This window comes from Bacillus infantis (assembly GCF_008180445.1).
In the GTDB taxonomy this organism is placed as follows: domain Bacteria; phylum Bacillota; class Bacilli; order Bacillales; family Cytobacillaceae; genus Bacillus_AB; species Bacillus_AB infantis_B.
Map to the genome: position 1 here is coordinate 400,208 of NZ_VTER01000001.1, position 18,007 is coordinate 418,214.

16 protein-coding genes, 1 pseudogene, 1 riboswitch and 2 other annotated features (1 of these 20 only partly in view) are annotated in these 18,007 nt (G+C 46.5%); of the genes and pseudogenes, 5 read left to right on the plus strand and 12 right to left on the minus strand.

The window, feature by feature from the left end; genetic code table 11:
- Positions 1 to 177: a binding site (T-box leader), on the minus strand; it reaches 71 nt to the left of the window's first position.
- 42 nt (positions 178 to 219) lie between these two features.
- Positions 220 to 467, minus strand: a binding site (T-box leader).
- A 61-nt stretch (positions 468 to 528) separates the two neighbouring features.
- The gene (locus tag FZD51_RS02205; protein ID WP_148973244.1) at positions 529 to 1,173 is read right to left on the minus strand and encodes an MOSC domain-containing protein; all 645 of its coding nucleotides are present in this window, start codon (positions 1,171 to 1,173) and stop codon (positions 529 to 531) included.
- Positions 1,174 to 1,341: 168 nt separating this feature from the next.
- Between FZD51_RS02205 and FZD51_RS02210 the strand changes: the two genes are divergently transcribed.
- A complete protein-coding gene (locus FZD51_RS02210; RefSeq protein WP_148973245.1) occupies positions 1,342 to 2,613 on the plus strand; it encodes a bacillibactin exporter BcbE in 1,272 nt (423 codons plus the stop codon).
- A 74-nt stretch (positions 2,614 to 2,687) separates the two neighbouring features.
- On the opposite strand, the pseudogene FZD51_RS26815 reads toward FZD51_RS02210, so the two are convergent.
- From FZD51_RS26815 to FZD51_RS02235, 6 genes and pseudogenes are all read right to left on the minus strand, one after another.
- A pseudogene (locus FZD51_RS26815) lies at positions 2,688 to 3,242 on the minus strand (methyl-accepting chemotaxis protein); the annotation flags it as partial.
- A gap of 1,016 nt (positions 3,243 to 4,258) precedes the next feature.
- Positions 4,259 to 5,023, minus strand: coding sequence for an alpha/beta fold hydrolase (locus FZD51_RS02220; RefSeq protein WP_148973247.1), 765 nt, complete (start codon positions 5,021 to 5,023; stop codon positions 4,259 to 4,261).
- Between the two features lie 2 nt (positions 5,024 to 5,025).
- Positions 5,026 to 5,148, minus strand: a complete 123-nt coding sequence (locus FZD51_RS26465) for a hypothetical protein (protein WP_257991495.1) — start codon at positions 5,146 to 5,148, stop codon at positions 5,026 to 5,028.
- 146 nt (positions 5,149 to 5,294) lie between these two features.
- Positions 5,295 to 5,531, minus strand: coding sequence for a hypothetical protein (locus tag FZD51_RS02225; protein ID WP_148973248.1), 237 nt, complete (start codon positions 5,529 to 5,531; stop codon positions 5,295 to 5,297).
- Positions 5,532 to 5,633: 102 nt separating this feature from the next.
- On the minus strand, positions 5,634 to 5,984 hold the full coding sequence (locus FZD51_RS02230) for a hypothetical protein (protein WP_148973249.1): 351 nt from the start codon (positions 5,982 to 5,984) through the stop codon (positions 5,634 to 5,636).
- A 91-nt stretch (positions 5,985 to 6,075) separates the two neighbouring features.
- On the minus strand, positions 6,076 to 6,873 hold the full coding sequence (locus tag FZD51_RS02235) for a DUF2935 domain-containing protein (protein WP_148973250.1): 798 nt from the start codon (positions 6,871 to 6,873) through the stop codon (positions 6,076 to 6,078).
- Positions 6,874 to 7,030: 157 nt separating this feature from the next.
- On the opposite strand from FZD51_RS02235, the gene FZD51_RS02240 reads away from it, so the two are divergent.
- Positions 7,031 to 7,564, plus strand: a complete 534-nt coding sequence (locus tag FZD51_RS02240) for a DJ-1/PfpI family protein (protein WP_148973251.1) — start codon at positions 7,031 to 7,033, stop codon at positions 7,562 to 7,564.
- A 54-nt stretch (positions 7,565 to 7,618) separates the two neighbouring features.
- Here FZD51_RS02240 and FZD51_RS02245 read toward each other — a convergent pair whose 3' ends face one another.
- Genes FZD51_RS02245 through FZD51_RS02255 form a run of 3 tightly spaced genes read right to left on the minus strand, consistent with a single transcriptional unit; the run spans position 7,619 to position 11,167 of the window.
- Entirely contained in the window at positions 7,619 to 9,493 is a 1,875-nt protein-coding gene (locus FZD51_RS02245) for a PTS fructose transporter subunit IIABC (RefSeq protein ID WP_148973252.1), read from the minus strand.
- Between the two features lie 13 nt (positions 9,494 to 9,506).
- Positions 9,507 to 10,418, minus strand: coding sequence for a 1-phosphofructokinase (gene pfkB / locus FZD51_RS02250; RefSeq protein ID WP_148973253.1), 912 nt, complete (start codon positions 10,416 to 10,418; stop codon positions 9,507 to 9,509).
- On the minus strand, positions 10,415 to 11,167 hold the full coding sequence (locus FZD51_RS02255) for a DeoR/GlpR family DNA-binding transcription regulator (RefSeq protein ID WP_148973254.1): 753 nt from the start codon (positions 11,165 to 11,167) through the stop codon (positions 10,415 to 10,417). Before FZD51_RS02255 ends, pfkB begins: the two co-directional genes overlap by 4 nt.
- Positions 11,168 to 11,393: 226 nt before the next feature.
- Here FZD51_RS02255 and FZD51_RS02260 point away from each other — a divergent pair, with 226 nt between their 5' ends.
- The 3 genes from FZD51_RS02260 to FZD51_RS02270 all read left to right on the plus strand — a co-directional run bounded on the left by FZD51_RS02260 (position 11,394) and on the right by FZD51_RS02270 (position 15,621).
- Positions 11,394 to 11,777: a hypothetical protein gene (locus FZD51_RS02260; protein ID WP_148973255.1), complete on the plus strand. Its 384-nt coding sequence runs from the start codon at positions 11,394 to 11,396 to the stop codon at positions 11,775 to 11,777.
- A gap of 220 nt (positions 11,778 to 11,997) precedes the next feature.
- Positions 11,998 to 12,194: riboswitch (cobalamin riboswitch) on the plus strand.
- Positions 12,195 to 12,328: 134 nt separating this feature from the next.
- Complete coding sequence (locus FZD51_RS02265; protein ID WP_148973256.1) at positions 12,329 to 14,560, plus strand: ribonucleoside-diphosphate reductase subunit alpha; 2,232 nt, start codon at positions 12,329 to 12,331, stop codon at positions 14,558 to 14,560.
- Positions 14,561 to 14,577: 17 nt separating this feature from the next.
- Positions 14,578 to 15,621, plus strand: a complete 1,044-nt coding sequence (locus FZD51_RS02270) for a ribonucleotide-diphosphate reductase subunit beta (protein WP_148973257.1) — start codon at positions 14,578 to 14,580, stop codon at positions 15,619 to 15,621.
- 47 nt (positions 15,622 to 15,668) lie between these two features.
- On the opposite strand, the gene FZD51_RS02275 is transcribed toward FZD51_RS02270, so the two are convergent.
- Together FZD51_RS02275 and FZD51_RS02280 are read right to left on the minus strand one after the other, a co-directional pair.
- Entirely contained in the window at positions 15,669 to 17,000 is a 1,332-nt protein-coding gene (locus tag FZD51_RS02275) for a YjiH family protein (RefSeq protein WP_148973258.1), read from the minus strand.
- Positions 17,001 to 17,034: 34 nt separating this feature from the next.
- The gene (locus FZD51_RS02280; protein WP_148973259.1) at positions 17,035 to 18,006 is read right to left on the minus strand and encodes an agmatinase family protein; all 972 of its coding nucleotides are present in this window, start codon (positions 18,004 to 18,006) and stop codon (positions 17,035 to 17,037) included.
- Position 18,007 lies beyond the last annotated feature (1 nt).

Sequence of the window (18,007 nt, forward strand, 5' to 3'; positions counted from 1 at the left end):
GCAAGACTTTCAGCCCTGCAGACCCTATCCTGATAACGGCGGAATCCCGTGCATCCCTACTTTTTTCAGGATGCCTCTCACAAGTCCATTCACAATGCTGTTCGTGCCGGCTTCCACCATACCCGGCTCTCTGTAACGAACGAATGCACTGCTACTACTCTTGTTCAGCGATTATTATATCCTTTTTTTTATAACACAAAAAGGGTCCCCCATCCTTATAAAAAGGACGAGAAACCCGTGGTGCCACCTTCATTAGCTGATCAATCAGCTCACTTTACAGACAGCAGGACAATATTCCTGCCATCTGTCTCTTGTAACGATGAGACTGTTCGCCAAAGCCTACTGCTCAAAAGGGTTCGGTTTGGAGGCTCGGAAGGCCATTCACGATTGCATCTGCACTGATTCCCACCATCCATCAGCTCTCTATAGCATCTGCAAAAGCTACTACTCTTCGTCATTGCCGTGCGATATATTGATTATTATGATAAATCGGATATATCCGTTTGTCAAATCATTTTTTATATAAATTTATGTAATATTATACAGAGCCTTTTGGAGCTTCGTTTTCCAGACATCCGCCAGCGCTTCTATCCTGAGCATCTTCTCCATTGCTTTGGCGTCTTTCCGCCCCCGGAAAAAGATTTCATTTCCCTTCAAAACCGAAATATCCTCCTGCTTCCGTTCAAGAAGGATCATTTGTGAATCTTTCCGGACCACCCCTGGTTCGAGCACCCTGAAAAAATATCCTGTAAAACCTGTCTCCACGATTCTTGCCAGCAGCTTATCTGCTTCATTGAACTTAGAGATGGTCGAGCACGGAATCCGCCCCTGGGTGATTTGGATGACCGTATCGCCCAGTGTGAAGATATCCCCGATGAAAACATCTTCTTCCTTCATATTTTCTGCACAGATATTTTCTCCGAATGCCGGAGGCTGAAATACTTTACCAAATTCTTTTCCCCACATGCTGTAATGCTCATATGGATACAAACATACTGCCCTGTCAGGGCCGCCATGGAACTCGGGATTGGCCACACCGTCGCCGGCAAAACCCTCTGGCGCCAGTCTGGCTTCCTCCAGCGGGGTTTTCCCTATTGCAGAAGTTTCTTTTTTTCCTTTCCAGTCAAATTGCTTTGGTTTGCCTATGCTGAATTCAATAATCCGGCCTTTCATTGCTTTTTTCCCCTCCATGAACCCAATTAGTCTGCCCGCTGCTATTATTACCTATTCTATCTCTTTTGGCGGAATGTTCCAACCCTTCTCTATGCCAAAAAATAGCAGGGAAAGAAGTCAGCCTGTTTGCTAATAGTAATAGTATCAACACAGGAGGCAGGTTTTCAAATGGAGCATGTGGAGAAAGTCGTTTTAAAGAAATCCAAGAAAAAAGCAAAGGAACAGAAAAGCCAGAAGAATAATGACACGCATAATCAAAAATGGGCTGTACTTTCTATTTCCTCAATCCCCCTGGTGATGACACTGGGGAATTCCATGCTTATTCCAGTTCTGCCAGTCATGGAGCGGGAGCTTGGCATTTCTTCCTTCCAGTCCAGTATGATCATTACGGTGTACAGCATTGTGGCCATTATTCTGATACCGCTTGCCGGATACCTTTCAGACCATATCGGAAGGAAAAAGGTTATCATTCCCAGCCTTCTGATTGCTGCTGTCGGCGGGCTCATATCCGGCTGGGCATCCTGGAAGATGGCTGATCCCTACTGGCTCATCCTTATTGGCAGATCGCTGCAGGGAATTGGCGCAGCTGGAGGGGCGCCTATTGTCATGCCTTTGGTTGGGGATATGTTCAAAAATGAGGAAGAAGTCAGCAGTTCTCTTGGGGTGATTGAAACTTCTAACACCTTTGGCAAGGTATTAAGCCCGATTCTCGGCGCCTTTTTGGCAGGTTTTCTATGGTTTTTGCCTTTTTTTGCTTTTCCAGTATTTTGTGCCATCTCTATCCTTCTGATGGTCTTGCTGGTAAAAACTCCAGAGAAGCGGACAGAGCCTATTCCCTTTAAAGCCTTTTTCAAAAAAATCAAGGGAATTTTCAAAAATAATGGCAAATGGCTTTACGCCATTTTTGCGGCAGGCATCATATTAATGTTCGTATTATTCGGAGTGCTGTTTCACCTCTCTGATATCCTTGAAAAGCAGTATGATATCAAAGATGTGAAGAAAGGGCTGTTTCTTGCCATTCCATTAGGCGCCCTATGTTTATCGTCCTATATTACCGGAAAGCTGATCAAAGAGAATAAGTCGCTGATGAAGTGGATTACTTTTTCCGGCAGCATCCTGCTGGCTGCCTCAGTCGGAATCCTTGGATTCTCAACCAATCTCTGGTTTCTCATGGCCATGTTTGCTGTAGGGGGAATCGGAATCGGTGTCAGCCTGCCCTGCCTGGATGCCCTGATCACTGAGGGCATCGAGAAGGAAGAAAGAGGGACGATCAGCTCACTGTACAGCTCGATGAGGTTCATCGGCGTAGCAGCCGGCCCGCCAGCTGTCGCAATCATCGTTAAGCAGTCAGATCAGCTCTTGTTTTATATATTATGCGGAGTTTCCATTCTCGCCGCACTCGCAGTCCTGTTTGCCATAAAGCCGGATAAAAAGGGGTAGGGAACATACAGAGGGTCCTCCGGAAAAGAATTAATCGGCAAACCAAAAGCCCGGCAAAATAGCCGGGCTTTTAGTCATTTTACCGCTTCCTCCAGGCTGCCTGTCATTTCGTTCAGCTCACGGATGTTTTCGACGATTCCCATTACCCGCTGTTCCTGCACTTCTGCACTTGCCAGCACTTCTTCAACGGAAGCTGCCGACTGCTCGGTGATGGCTGCAACAGCAGTCATTTCTTCCCGGACGCTGGCTGCTGCCTGCTGCAGCTTTTCGTTGAGCGACCTTAGATATTCGGCCTGTCCCAAGACAGCAGAAGACTTTTCCTGGATAGATGAGAACAGGTTCTCCGCCTCTTCCGCTGACTGAATTCCATCAGAGACCTCTGACATTCCGTTCCCGATCAGCTCCGATGCCTCTTTGAATGTGCCTTGAATCCCTTCCAGAATACCGGTTATCTGGCCGGAAGCATCATGAGCCTGCTGGGCAAGCTTTCTGACCTCCTCGGCCACGACAGCAAACCCCTTCCCATGCTCGCCTGCCCGGGCTGCTTCAATTGCGGCGTTCAACGATAATAGATTGGTTTGATCTGCAATGCCGGCAATCAGTTTGACAATGCCCTCAATCTGTTTGTTTTCCTCATTGACCTTCGCCATGACAGAATTGGTCGTTTCTACCATCATTCCAATCCTGTTCATTTTTTCATAGAGCCTGTCCATCTTTTCTTTACCCTGCAGCGTCATTTCAGCCGAGGCAGTTGAAGAGGCTTCCATGATGCCTGATGCCTCATTTGCCTTCAGAACTCCATCATACACATCCTGAATAGCGGAATTAACATCTGTGATACTTGCAGCCTGAGATTCAATCCCTCCTGCTAGCTCCTGGAAAGCGAGGACCACTTCACCTGTGATTTTCCCCGTTACTTCCGCATTTTCATTCAAGCCCCGGTTTGACTTTCCCAATACCTCGATTGTTCTTTGAACTTCCTGCAGGACCACTTCGGTCTTCTGCTTTTGGAGCTCTGACTGCTTCCTGCCTGATTCAACTTTTTTCAGCATCCCGCTCCCAAGCACACTTTGGGCGGTAAGAGCCGCAAGCACCAAAATGAAAAATGCATTAACAGCCAGTTTATCAACCTCGCCATAATCCGGTTTAACAGCCAGGAAATAGTTCATCATCACCAGTGCGGTCAGTCCATTCAAGAGAAGAGGACGGTAATTATGATACAGGGAGATGATTCCAAGCGCTAAAAAGAAAATAAGCAAATTTGTAAATTCAGTAGTCGTTTGGACAAAAAAGAAAGAAATGACTGCCAATCCTATTGATATAAAATACATGATAAGAGGGATGGCCTTTTTCCTCCAGATCATAAAGCTGCAAAACAGGGAGAAAGACCCTCCCGCTGCCAATATGGTCACAACTGTTTTGGGTGTATCCGATGCTACTGCAACCCCAAGTATCACGCATGCCCATAAAAGATAGACAAGCAATCGATTCCGTTTATGCAGGTCAGCCAAGTAATCTGTCATATATATTCTCCTGATCATCTATTTCTAAATTTACTCAGCATAAATTCAGTAACTTCATTATAATGGGAAATAATACCTAAGAAAAGCTTTTTCACGCTAAAAAGAACAGCACTCTGGCTGTTCTAAATTTTTGCCTCCGAAAAAAGGAAGCCAAGTATGATCTGGTTAAAAGTATGCCATTTTTTAGTAGGCAGCTGATGGGCCACTTTTTTTATGACAGCTGATTGAAAATCAGTGTGCTTCTTGTATGATCTGATATGCTGATTGGTAAAATCGCGGGAACCGTACATCAGAAGCAGCGGAGCCTTGAGCTCTCTCAGCCTGTCTGTGCAACTATAATGCAGTGACTGGCCGTAGAACTGAAACCATATCCGTTTGTCCGCAAGCTCCATATGCTCCGCCAGCCTGGCCCGGTAAGCATGATCACGCGTGTGGCTTGCCGCAAGCAGCGGTATCAGGACCTCCGGATGGTGCTTGATCATATACATGCCTGCAAGATGTTCGTACTTAAATGCAGCTGATTGGACCTCCGGGTAGCCGCTGGCCAGGATGAGCGCGGCAGCCCTCTCCGGATAACTGAGGGCAAATTCCTGTGCGATCAGCCCCCCGGCAGAATAGCCAAGGATGGCAGCTCTTTCAATCTTCAGTGAATCCAGCAGAGCGGCTATTTCATTAGCATACCCGCCAATAGTTATGTTTGTCTGACAGACCGGTGATCTGCCGTGCCCGCTGAGGTCTGGAAGAATAATCCTGAACCATTCAGAAAGGGGCTTTTGGCATTCGAAGACCGCGCTTCCCATACCAGGCGGGTGAATGAAGACTAATGGAATCCCGCTCCCCATCTCCTCATAAAAAATCCTCCCGCCCCGATAGTCAAAGCTGGCCAAAGTCAGTGCGGCCTCTGTTTCTCAGCTTTCTTTTCTGAAGCTGTCATTTCCTTTGAAAACTCCATATCGTTTATGCTCTTGGCGCTTTGCAGGCCGGATTTCGTTTTTCTATTGCGCTTAGTCATGATATATCGTCTCCTTCCGAAGCATGATTGGACAGCCATTACTGCAGCGTAATGCCTTCAGCATTATACCTGGCTGCCTTAATAGTATGGCTCGCATCAGAGAACTGCCATGCACCTAAAATGGATTGCCTTGATTTACCGGCCGGCTAGACCCTGCCGCCTCTTTCTTTGTAATTTTCGAGCAGACCCAGCTCATTATTCAGAAGGACTTCCATCTGTTCAATATCACTTCGCTCCACAACGCCATCCTTCTCATTCCACCCGATGCTGTAGACAAGGAAATATCCCCTGACCCGGCGGAAGATAACAGTGGTATTCGGGTACTTATCAAAGACAGCTTTTCTCTGGCCCCTCCGCATATAGCCCCATCTTAAAATGTCCATACAATCCCTGCAATCTGATTAGTTTTTTACCTTTTACCCTAATCCATGGGGATTATCACATAAACAGAAAAAGCCGCATTTCTGCGGCTGTGGTTTTTCCTTTTATCTTTCACCAGACAAATTTCCGCCAATATCCGGTTTGTCTTCAGTCTTCGGCGTCTCGTCATTTCGCATTCCCCGGTCGCTCCAGTCTTCGCTGCTTTCATTTTGCTCTTCAATTTGTTCATCAAGCTGCCTCATGTCAGCCGGATCAACATAGCGGGAAGGAATGACTCTGTTGCTGTCATTATTAGGCTGATTGACCTGGTCATTATCAAAACCATCGCCATTATTGCGCATAGGTGTATAATTCATCTCTTCCGGCTCATTCATTTGATTGTTGTTTGTGCCGCATGCTGATAATGGCAGGACAATGGACAATATCGCCAGAATGGATGCTGCTCTTTTTTTCACTAAGAATTCCTCCTCAAAATGTGATCTTTTTTAGTATGTTCACATTAGAGAAGGTTAAAATGCGTAATATTATCAGCCCGGGAAATGCTTGCTAATACTGAAGCCGGGGTTTCGCTGGATCACAGTCCGGCTTTTCTTCTGACTGTGCCTCGGCAAGCTTAGACAAATAATAGCATTCTTCCCTGAACATATGGTCGGCCATCAGGGGAGCAAACGTTCCGAGAGCCTGGTTTGAGAGTTCAAGCTCTTCAATTTCATCCAGGAAATTCATAAATAACTTCATCTCGAGTTTGACGTTTTTGTTAAACCGGTCCAGTGCCGGAAAGCTTTGGATATTGGTCCGCAAAAACCCGGTAAGCTCTACAGCCTTTAAATAAAAGCCCTCAAAATGTTTTGTATAATCATCGCTTTTTTCTTTGATCATCTTCTCTATCCGGTCCATATTGTCTGATATCGCACCGGCATGACCCGCAGCATCAAGCAGCCAGATCAGATGATGATGAAGCTCATGAAATACCGGCGGAGCTTCACCTTTTTTTAAGTAACTCAGGACAAGCAGGTATTCCTCCAGCTCGTTCACCATATGGTTGATGAAGGTCGGGCCAAGGTGGATTTTGATTTTGCCGGTCAGATGCTCTTCAATCAGTTTCAGCTTAAAGCTGCGCAGCTTTTCCCCCTCTGCTTCTGCCAGAATGCTTAATTGTACAGGATCAGCGCTTCCTGCCTGTGCGAGCAGTTCATCGAAGACCGTTATAAAATATTCGGCTGTCCGGATATCTTCCTTTTCAGACGGCGCAAGTGCATCATGGATGAACCGCGCATGATCCCCTAGGATCTGCAGCCAGAATCCGTTCTCTTCTTTTGCTGCTTCTTTAAATGTTTTGGCCATATTTTCGCCTCCCTGTTAAAACTTCTCTCTCATTCATATTAAAATTGCCAGAGAATATGCATGGCCAGGGAAGCAGGATTCATAGTACTGACTGAAAAGGGTTTCCTGCAGGAGCGGCGAATAGTATTGTAAATTACCCTGTTTGGAGGTATGAAAGTTGACTACAGCCATTATCCTGTATCCCGGATTCAGCGAGTACGAATTATCAGCCGTTATCTCTGTATTGACACAATCAAACCATCCAAAGGTCTTCATCGGCCTGGATGATGAACCTGTAAAAGGAGAAGCAGGGCTTTCCTGCATTCCCGATATTTCTCTGAAGGAGGCAGAGATTTCCCACTACCAGAGTTTGATACTGCCAGGTACAGATGATTTTCAGCACCTGCTGGAGGAAGATGCCTTGTTCAGTTTTATCCGGAGCGGATACAAACAAGATGCCGTCATTGCCGCAATTTCCAGTGCGCCTTACCTTATGGCGAAATCCGGCATCCTGGATGACCGCTCTTACACAGCGGGCATTTCCAAACAGTCCAGGGAGTTCTTAGGGGTTTTTAGTGAAGAAAGATTTGTAGACGCCCCTTATGTTTTTGACAGGGGAATATTGACAGCGAAGGGCAATGCCTTTGTGGACTTTGCCATTAAATTCGGGCAAGTGCTGGAGCTTGATTTCAATCCCGGCTGGTACCGGTGAGAAAATATTGAGAAAAGAAAAAACCGGAAAGCACAGAGGGCTTTCCGGTCATTTTTACTTCACTTGAGCTGCAGGTTTTTTTAAGATTCCCAAAAGGACGGCAGATACAACCGAGCCAATCAGGATAGCCAAAAGGTACAGCAGCGCATTTCCTTCTACAAGGGGGGAAACAAACACTCCGCCGTGAGGTGCACGAAGGCCGATATTAAACAGCATGGACAATGCGCCCGTTGTGGCAGCACCCACCATGATCGACGGAATGACCCTGATCGGATCTGCTGCCGCAAATGGGATGGCACCTTCCGTGATGAAAGAAATGCCCATGATATAGTTGACAGTGCCTGCTTCTCTTTCCTGTTTCGTGAATTTATTCTTAAAGAAAGTAGTAGCAAGGGCGATGGCAAGCGGCGGAACCATACCTGCCGCCATGATGGCAGCCATCGGCTCATAGACGCCGTTTGCCAGGAGGCCTGTTCCAAATACATATGCTGACTTGTTGACAGGGCCTCCCATATCAAAGGCCATCATAAGGCCCAGTACAATTCCCAGCAGTACAGCATTGGCGGTGCCGAGACCGGCAAGCCAGTCTGTAATCGCATTATTCAGTGCACCGACTGGCTCATTCACTGCATACAGCATGGCAAGGCCAGTCAGTAATATTCCAAGAAGCGGGTAAAGCAGAATCGTCTTTATTCCTTCAAGAGCAGCCGGAAGCCCGGATAAGAGCTTCTTAAGCAGTACAACAATGTAACCGGCAAGGAATCCGGCGATCAAGCCGCCAAGGAATCCAGCCCCGCCGCTCGCTGCCATGAAACCTCCGACCATACCTGGTGCAAAGCCTGGACGGTCCGCGATGCTCATTGCAATGAAGCCGGCAAGCACAGGAACCAGCAGGCCAAAGGCATTGCCGCCGCCGATTGTCATAAGTGCCGCTGCAAATTCATTGTAAGAAGGATCGTTCGGATCTGCAGAGTTATAGCCGAACATAAAGGAAATCGCAATCAGGATTCCCCCGCCGACAACGAACGGAAGCATATTGGAAACGCCGTTCATCAAATGCTTGTAGATGCCGCCCTTTTTCTCATTATTTCCGCTGTCTTCAGATGAAGCATTGCCTGAACCCTGATAGACCGGCGCATCTTTTTTAACAGCCCTGTCAATAAGCTCCTTAGGCTTTCGGATGCCGTCTGCTACAGCGGTCTGGATGACATGCTTCCCTTTGAAGCGTTCCATTTCCACTTTTGTGTCTGCTGCCACAATAACGGCAGCTGCGTTTTCAATTTCTTCCCGGGTGAGGACATTTTTAGCTCCGCCGGAACCATTGGTCTCTACCTTTATATCAATGCCCAGTTCAGCCGCTTTTGCTTTCAGGGAATCTGCTGCCATGTAGGTATGAGCAATTCCTGTAGGGCAGGCTGTAACGGCGACGATGAAATCTTTTTTGTTTTCCATGCTCTGCTCTTCTTCTTCGCCTTCTTCATCATGTGCATTGATGATATTCAAAACGGCTTCTGCAGAATCCGCTTCCATAAGCTCCCTGCGCACTTCTTCTCTCATAAGGATGGAAGAAAGGCGGGAAAGTGCCTCAAGGTGGGTATTGTTCGCACCTTCAGGGGCGGCAATCATGAAGAATAGATGTGACGGCTGTCCGTCCAGTGAATCATAATCCACGCCTTCAGCAGACTTGCCGAACGCAATTGCAGCATTGGAAACCGCCGCCGTCTTTGCATGGGGAATGGCAATGCCGTCCCCAATCCCCGTAGTGCTCTGTTCTTCTCTTTTAAGAATGGCCTCTTTGAAAGCGGAAATATCATTAAGCTTTCCAGCTTTATCCAGTGTCTCTGCCAGCTGGTCGATCGCTCCGCGCTTATCCCTGCCATTAATAGAGAGCAGGATTGTATCTTTTGTCAACAGCTCTGTAATTTTCATAAAGCTCTCCCCTTTATATTGTTCTGACCGCTACCTGGGGCAGCAGTTCTTCTACTTTTTCAATCGTGCACAGGCCGATTGAAAAGGCTGTTGCACTGCCGGAAGCTACACTGTATTTAAATGCTGCCTCATAGCTGCCGCTCCGGCTGAATTCGGCAAGGAATCCGGCAACCATAGAATCGCCTGCACCCACCGAGCTTTTCAGGATGCCCTTTGGAACAGTCGCAGCGATGGCCATATCTTCATTCACGAATACAGCACCTTCCCCTGCCAGTGAAATAATGACGTTTTGCGCACCCATTTCGATAAGCTTCTTAGCGTATGGAAGCACTTCTTCGCAAGTCTGAATCTCTGTTCCGAATAGTTCGCCCAGTTCATGGTGATTCGGCTTGATCAGGAAAGGACGGTACGGAAGAACCTTTTTAAGCAGCTCGCCCTCTGCGTCGGCAGCAAATCCTGCACCTGCTTCATGGCACATCTTCGCGAATGCTTCATACGTGTTGTCCGGCATTGTGGAAGGGATGCTTCCTGCAAGCACCAGCATATCTCCCTGTCCCAGCCGGCTTATCTCAGAAGTCAATCTTTCCAAGTCTTCCTTGCTGATTTCAGGCCCCCTGGCATTGATTTCAGTTTCCTGACCGCTTTTCAATTTGATATTGATTCTCGTGTCATCCTTTACCTGGACAAAACGGGTTCTAATATTCTCTTCCTGGAGAGAGTCTGTGATATATCTGCCGGTGAATCCGCCGGCAAACCCGATCGCTTCGCTGTCAACTCCCATCCTTTTCAGGACCCGGGAAACATTGATGCCTTTTCCTCCCGGGAATTTAGATTCATTTTTTGTCCTGTTCAAACTGCCTATCTCGACATTGTCAAGCTCGACAATATAATCGACTGAAGGATTAAGTGTCAATGTATAAATCATGCTGTCACAACCTTAATTTTTGTTTTACTGATAAATTGTTCCCTGCTGTCTGCATCAAGTTCATTTGTGATAATGGAGGCCTCATGGAGCTCCGCAATTTTCGCGAAAGAGATTTCAGAAAACTTCGAACTATCCGAAAGCACATATGCTTCCCTCGACAGTGAAATAGCTGTCTGCTTGATCATTGCTTCCTCCTGATCCGGTGTGGTATACCCGAACTGCGGATGGATTCCATTAACGCCCATAAAGCATTTATCAAACCTGTATTGCCCAAGGCTTGCTAAGGCCCCCCTGCCTATGATGGCATTTGTGTGCGGCTTAGCATACCCGCCCACGAGGAAGGTCTTGATCCCTCTTTCCATTAGGCTTTGAATATGCATAAGGCCATTTGTCACGACAACAATATCTTTCAGAGGCAGAAAGGGAATCATTTCCTGAACTGTTGACCCTGCATCCAGATATATGCAATCTCCTTCTTCTACAAGGCCTGCTGCATACTTGGCAATATCCTTCTTCTCATGACGGTTTATGGATGATTTCTCAACCATGCTCGGCTCTTGAAGCTTTCCCTGCAGCCTGGCAGCACCTCCGTGCACCCTTTTTAAAAACTTATTATTTTCAAGCTGTGATAGATCCCGTCTGATGGTTGATTCTGAGGAATCTGTCATGTCTACAAGTTCCTGTATTTTAACTGTATGCTTTTCTTTAAGCATTTGCAGAATGAGCTGATGTCTCTCTGGCGTCAGCAAGATTGTCACCTCCCAGCTCTTTATTATTGCCGCTTCATGGCTTTTGGCTTAAAGTTTTAGATTTATTATGTAAGCCAATTGTAATGGAATCGATTTCAAAAATCAATCATTTTCACTCATAAACAATCAAATAGATTCACCTTCTGATTGTTTGTGAATGATTTCTTTTTATTTTTATTATTTTGATAATTGTTATGTTTTGTTAGCTGCCTTAAGGGAGGCTATAATGAAAGAGCAAAAATATATAAATGTTTTGGAGAGTGTCTTAGTGAAAAATATTGGCGGTTTTTATCTTGAATTGATTAAAGTAATCATCATTGCTGTTGCTGCGTTTGCCCTTTTTGGGTCATTCCATGAAAAGATTCTTGAACTTGCGGTTCCGGCAGATGGAGATATAACAGGCAAAGCGTACGGTGTGCCATTCTATATTCAGTCTGCTGCTTTATGCATGCTTCTTTTTCTTCTTTATAAGACAAATCTGCAGAAGTGGAGCTGGTATAAAAAATGGAAAAATAGCGGCAGGCTTTCGACAAATACGGCACGGATTCTGCTTATTGCAGGGAGCGCCATGCTTCTCCTTCCATATTTTTATTATTTTATCGCTTTATGATTGCTGTTGGATTTTAACTATGCTACAATCATGGTACAACATATGGATAACCCACCATGAATCAGCACTACATATTGTTGTCCTTGTGAATGAATTTTGTTTGTGGTCTCTTTTTCCTTTTTCGCTTCTGAAACTCGGGAAGCGATTTTTTTGCAGAGAGTCCGGGGATTTTAGCGAATAATCGTCCTGGCTGCCGATTTTTGGCGCAGCCTTCAATTGAATAAGAATCCGCAAGCGATGGTGCCCTTTTAGGGCTTAATAGGGAATCCGGTTCAATGCCGGAGCTGTCCCCGCAACTGTAAGTGTGTACGAAATGAGCATCCACTGTATATGAAGGCTGAATAGGCGCATATACGGGAAGGGCTCGGAGTAGGATGATGCACAAGCCAGGAGACCTGCCATGCTTGTACGAGTTTCGGTTCTTCGGGGATTGGGAAGATGAAACGATGGTATAAATCGTTTTATTTTCCTTTATGCCGTCGTTTGATCCGCCCAATTTGTGGGCGGATTTTTTTATTGTCAAAATACTGACCAACCCAGGAGGTACGACTATGAACATTTCTTCCGCAAAACCGCTGCCATTGGCATCCATTGATTCTGATTTCCCGCATTTGGATTTTCATCCGCTCTATAAAAGGGCGACTCAGCTTCAGGAGAATCACACTCCGGATAATGATGAGCTGCTAAACCAGCTGATCCTTGATTCCCTTTCCATGATCAGCGAGGCGGAGCCTGACTGGACATACGTGGCCGCCCGCCTGTATTTATCAAGTCTTTATGAGAAGGCTGCCGAGCACCGGCGCAGCTCTGCCGCAGAAGATTATGGCCCGCTGTATGGGCTCATCACCGATTTAACCGATGCTGGCGTCTACTCCCCAGTCCTGCTGGAATCATACACAAAAGAAGAAATTGATATAATCGGGACTTATATTGACCCGGAAAAGGACAGGCTTTTTACATATATAGCAGTGAAAATGCTGGCTGACCGCTACCTGAGCCGGGATAAGAAAAAGAGGCTTTTTGAGCTGCCGCAGGAAAGATTCATGATCATCAGCATGACTTTGAACCGTTCAGAGCCAAAGGAACGCAGATTGTCCCTCATTAAGGAATCTTACTGGGCTTTGAGCAATCTGTATATGACAGCAGCAACCCCTACACTCTCCAATGCCGGAAAAAATTGGGGCCAGCTTTCAAGCTGCTTTATTGATACAGTGGATGACAGTCTCCAGGGCATATATGACAGCAATACAGATATCGCCAATCTTTCCAAGAATGGCGGCGGCATCGGGGTCTATCTAGGTAAAATCAGAAGCCGTGGCAGTGATATAAAAGGATTCAAAGGGGCTTCATCAGGAGTACTTCCATGGATGAAGCAGCTTAATAACACAGCTGTCAGCGTCGATCAGCTCGGCCAGCGCAAAGGGGCAGTCAGCGTCTATCTCGACATCTGGCATAAAGATATTTTTTCCTTCCTGGACAGCAAATTGAATAACGGTGATGAACGCTACCGCACCCATGATTTATTCACCGGAGTCTGCCTGCCGGATCTATTCATGGAAACGGTGGAAGCCCGCGGGGAATGGCATTTGTTCGATCCCCATGAGGTCCGCAGCGTGATGGGCTTCTCCCTTGAAGACTTTTATGATGAAAAGCCTGGTGCAGGTACATTCAGGGTTAAGTATGAAGAATGCGTCGCAAACCCGGGGCTGTCGAAGCAAAAAGTTCCGGCGATCGATATTATGAAAAGGATTATGATCAGCCAGCTGGAAACCGGCACACCTTTCATGTTTTATCGTGATGAAGTAAACAGGAAGAATCCCAATCGTCATTTAGGAATGATTTATTGCACCAATCTCTGCACTGAAATCGTGCAGAATCAAAGCGCAACGATTACAAAAGAACAGCGCGAGGAAGATGGCCGGATCATCATAGAGAAAATCCCCGGCGATTTTGTTGTCTGTAATCTTTCATCTATCAATCTGGCAAGGGCAGCAGCCGATCATGTATTGGAAAGGTTGATCCCCATTCAGGTCAGGATGCTTGATAATGTGATTGACTTGAATACCATTCCCGTCCTGCAGGGAGCGGCCACCAACCGGAAATACAGGGCAATCGGACTCGGGACCTTTGGCTGGCACCATTTGCTCGCCTTGAAAAAGCTCAGGTGGGAAAACGAAGAAGCCGTCCGGCTGGCAGATGAATTGTACGAAAAGATTGCCTTCCTGACGATTAAAGCAAGCATGAATCTGGCGATTGAAAAAGGATCATACCCGGGATTCAAAGGCTCTGACTGGCATTCCGGCGAATATTTTACATCCCGGGGATACAGCAGTTTGGATTCTGTGCATGATTGGGATTCACTGATGCAGGCTGTCAGGAAAAATGGAATCCGAAATGGATACCTGATGGCTGTAGCACCAAATGCATCAACTAGCATCATTGCAGGAAGCAGCCCGAGCATTGATCCGATATTCAGGAAATTCTACTCTGAGGAAAAGAAAGATTATAAGATTCCGGTAACAGCACCTGACCTGAATGAGCATACAACTTGGTATTACAAATCGGCTTATGTGATAGACCAGCATTGGAGCATCCTGCAGAACAGCAAAAGACAGAAGCATATCGATCAGGCAATTTCTTTTAATTTATATGTGCAGAACAATATTAAAGCAAAGGAACTGCTGGATTTGCATCTGTCTGCCTGGAAAAACGGACTGAAGACGACATACTATGTCCGCTCTACTTCTTCCGACTTTGAAGACTGCGATTCCTGCTCAAGCTAATGAAAAGGAGTGATTCTATGACAATCCCTGTCAATAAGAGAGAAATCATGAATAAAACAGCACCAAACCGCTCTACTGGAATCATCAACGGAGAATGTTCCAATATCCTGAACTGGGACGATGTAAGGTTTCAATGGGCCTTTCCTAAATATAAACGGATGCTCGCCAATTTCTGGACCCCTTTTGAAATCAATATGTCACAGGACATCAAACAGTTTCCTGATTTATCAGAAGAAGAAAAGGAAGCTTTCTTAAAAATAATCGGCCTCCTGGCACTGCTTGACAGCATTCAGACTGATTATGCCAGCAAGGTCGCTGATTACCTGACAGATTCCAGCCTCTCCGCCCTGATGATCATCCTTGCCCAGCAGGAAGTGATCCATAACCATTCATATTCTTATGTGCTTTCAAGCATTGTTGATAAGAATAAGCAGGATGAGGTATTTGAATTCTGGCGGACCGAGCCTGCCCTGATAAAGCGGAATGAATTCGTGGCTTCAGGCTACAGAAATTTTGCAGAGTCGCCTACTGTCGACAGCCTTCTTAAGTCCATCATATTTGACGTTGTTTTAGAGGGGCTGTTCTTCTATTCCGGCTTCGCCTTTTTCTATCATCTGGCACGAAACCAGAAAATGGTCGCTACCAGCACGATGATCAACTATATTAATAGAGATGAACAGCTGCATGTCGACCTTTTCGTTAAAATTTTCCGTGAAATCCTTGATGAATATCCTGAACATAACACAAAAGAGCTGGCGGAATTCGCAGAATCAACTTTCAGGGAAGCAGCCTATCTTGAAATTGAATGGGCCCGATCCATCATCGGGGATAAAATAAAGGGCATCCTGATCGGGGATGTGGAAGAATATATAAAGTTCTATGCCAATGTCCGTTCCAACCAGCTGGGCTTTAATCGACCTTTTGAAGGATCAAGGACAAATCCCCTCCGCTGGATCAAGGCCTATGAAGAAGTCGATCTTGGAAAATCGGACTTTTTTGAACAAAAGCCGAGGCAGTATGTGAAGGTGAATACGGTGGATAATGGGTTTGATGATTTATAATCAGGACCAGAAAAACCAGCACGGCACAGGCCGTGCTGGTTTTAACTTTATAAAAGCAAATAGACAAGCGGTGCAGCGATGATCAGCGTCAAGATCACCCTTTCAATCCATATGGCGATCAGCACGGGAATTGAAAGAGGAATTTCTGTCGACACAATACAAGGCACAAGCGCCGAAAAAAAGATGATGCCTGATACAGAGACAATAGCAATGACGACCTTAAGTTCCAGTGCAGCTTCAGTGACGAGCAGGGCTGGAAGAAACATTTCTGCTATGCCAAGTGCGCTTGCCTTGGCAGCAAGCATCGGCTCCGGCAGCTGCAGAACGGATGTGAACGGATAAAAGATATAGCCAATCCAGTCAAAAACCGGAGTGAACTCAGCTAAAACCAGGCCAAGCAGACCAATCGACAGGATGGATGGCAGGATGGCCATAGCCATTAGCAGCCCATCTTTCAAGTTGACCCATATATTCTCCAGCAGGCGCGGTGAATATGCCGCGGTTTCCCTGGCTTCAGCCCAGGCTGCGGTGAAAAGGTTTCCTTCTATCTTTTTCTCAGGCTGAGGATCAGACCCTTTGTAATAATCTTCTTTTATTTTCGACAATGGCCAAATTCTGACCGTTATCGCTGTCACCAGGAAGGTCACAAAAAAGGTAAGCCAAAAGTACAAATTCCACATTTCCATCAATCCGAGAGTTTTTGCCACAATGACCATGAATGTGGCAGAAACAGTTGAAAAGCCGGTTGCGATAATGCTTGCTTCCTTGCCGTTATACTTGCCTTCTTTATAGATGCGGTTTGTTATTAAAAGCCCGACCGAATAGCTGCCCACAAAAGAAGCGACAGCATCAATGGCAGAACGCCCGGGCGTTTTCCAGATGGGGCGCATGATCGGCCTTGCAAGGACCCCGATAAATTCCAAAAGACCATAGCCTACCAGCAAAGAAAGGAAGATAGCCCCTATGGGCACCATCAGGCCGACGGGTACTACAAGCTTGTTGAATAAAAATGGCCCCATATCCGGGTCAAACAGCCAGGCTGGGCCCTCATTCAGGAGAATCATAATGCCTGTCAGCAGGCCAACCACTTTAAACAAGGAAAAAATAATATCTGTCAGTGATTTTTTCCATTTTCCTGTCCAAAAAGGATATATGGCTCCTGCTGCTAAAATGATCAGGGTATAAAAAGGGATGGCAGGTTCCGCTGCCGTTTGGATATAGGTCACAAAATGATCAAGCATTATGGATTTCTTTTCGCCGATGGTGATGGGGACAAAGAAAATGAACGCGCCTATGAAACTGTAAACGAAGAATTTCCACATATACGGCGTTCTGGTGCTTATGTCTGTACCGGGCTGTTTTGGCAGATTGGTTTCCATATCAATCGCTCCCTTAACAGTGAGTGTTCAAGCCTTATTTCCGCAGGGTGCAGCCGGTCATAAATTGCAGCCAGGCATAGACACCCGCTTTTACCGTTTCTGACACGTTTGAATCCTTTGTCGGGTCAAGACAGACAAAGTCAATATGCTGCACAAGCGGACACTTGCCAACTTCAAGCAGGACATCAAACAGTTCGGAAGGCATCATACCGCCCGGTGTCGAGGCAGGCACGCCCGGGGCTGCGGAGATGTCCAGAACATCCATATCCACTGTTACATAAACACGGTCTGTCCTTGCTGCCAAATCATGCAGTGACTCCTGCACAGTTTGGATAAGCCCCCGCCTCCGGGCATTTTTCATGGTGACCATCCGGATTTTATGTTCTTTTGCATATTCAACCAGCGGCCTTGCATTGAAATAGCCATGAAGTCCGATATTGACTATATCCTCCCCCTTAACCTCACCGCCGTCTATAAGCTGGCGGATCGGTGTGCCATTCGCGGGCCCGAGCTCCTTTGGGTCCCTTACATCCAGATGGGTATCCAGCTGAAGGATCCCGATTCTTTCGTCAGGAAAAGCTTCCTTAATTCCGCGGACAGAGCAGGCTGTGACTGAATGGTCCCCGCCGATCAGGCAGCTGACAGATTCAGGGAAGCCTTTTGCCAGTGAACAGGCTGTCTCCTGAATACGGCTGTGGGAAAGGGGGATATCAGTTGTATGCATGAGCACATCTCCTGCATCCGCAGCAGCTAAAGAGGTCAAATCAATATCTTCATCAAGATTATAGGCTGCGTATCCTTTCCACATTTTCCTGAATTCATCCGGGTATAAAGATGCACCTGAAACACTGATGGATGATCTTGATAAGGGTGCTCCATAAATGATGACATCGGGTTCCCCCTCTGTCCCATCCAGCGGAGAGATCCATTGATGGACGAATTCAGGGGAGCTGCCTTCAGCCGTATTCCAGGACCAGCCGGGTTTCGTCAGCCAGCGGGCCTCCATC

What these genes read in the sequence shown, in the direction of transcription:
- FZD51_RS02205 (WP_148973244.1), bottom strand. Translation starts at nt 1,173, where the DNA reads ATGAAAGGCCGGATTATTGAATTCAGCATAGGCAAACCAAAGCAATTT.
- FZD51_RS02210 (WP_148973245.1), top strand. Translation starts at nt 1,342, where the DNA reads ATGGAGCATGTGGAGAAAGTCGTTTTAAAGAAATCCAAGAAAAAAGCA.
- FZD51_RS26465 (WP_257991495.1), bottom strand. Translation starts at nt 5,148, where the DNA reads ATGACTAAGCGCAATAGAAAAACGAAATCCGGCCTGCAAAGCGCCAAG.
- FZD51_RS02225 (WP_148973248.1), bottom strand. Translation starts at nt 5,531, where the DNA reads ATGGACATTTTAAGATGGGGCTATATGCGGAGGGGCCAGAGAAAAGCT.
- FZD51_RS02235 (WP_148973250.1), bottom strand. Translation starts at nt 6,873, where the DNA reads ATGGCCAAAACATTTAAAGAAGCAGCAAAAGAAGAGAACGGATTCTGG.
- FZD51_RS02245 (WP_148973252.1), bottom strand. Translation starts at nt 9,493, where the DNA reads ATGAAAATTACAGAGCTGTTGACAAAAGATACAATCCTGCTCTCTATT.
- pfkB (WP_148973253.1), bottom strand. Translation starts at nt 10,418, where the DNA reads ATGATTTATACATTGACACTTAATCCTTCAGTCGATTATATTGTCGAG.
- FZD51_RS02260 (WP_148973255.1), top strand. Translation starts at nt 11,394, where the DNA reads ATGAAAGAGCAAAAATATATAAATGTTTTGGAGAGTGTCTTAGTGAAA.
- FZD51_RS02265 (WP_148973256.1), top strand. Translation starts at nt 12,329, where the DNA reads ATGAACATTTCTTCCGCAAAACCGCTGCCATTGGCATCCATTGATTCT.
- FZD51_RS02270 (WP_148973257.1), top strand. Translation starts at nt 14,578, where the DNA reads ATGACAATCCCTGTCAATAAGAGAGAAATCATGAATAAAACAGCACCA.
- FZD51_RS02275 (WP_148973258.1), bottom strand. Translation starts at nt 17,000, where the DNA reads ATGGAAACCAATCTGCCAAAACAGCCCGGTACAGACATAAGCACCAGA.
- FZD51_RS02280 (WP_148973259.1), bottom strand. Translation starts at nt 18,006, where the DNA reads ATGGAGGCCCGCTGGCTGACGAAACCCGGCTGGTCCTGGAATACGGCT.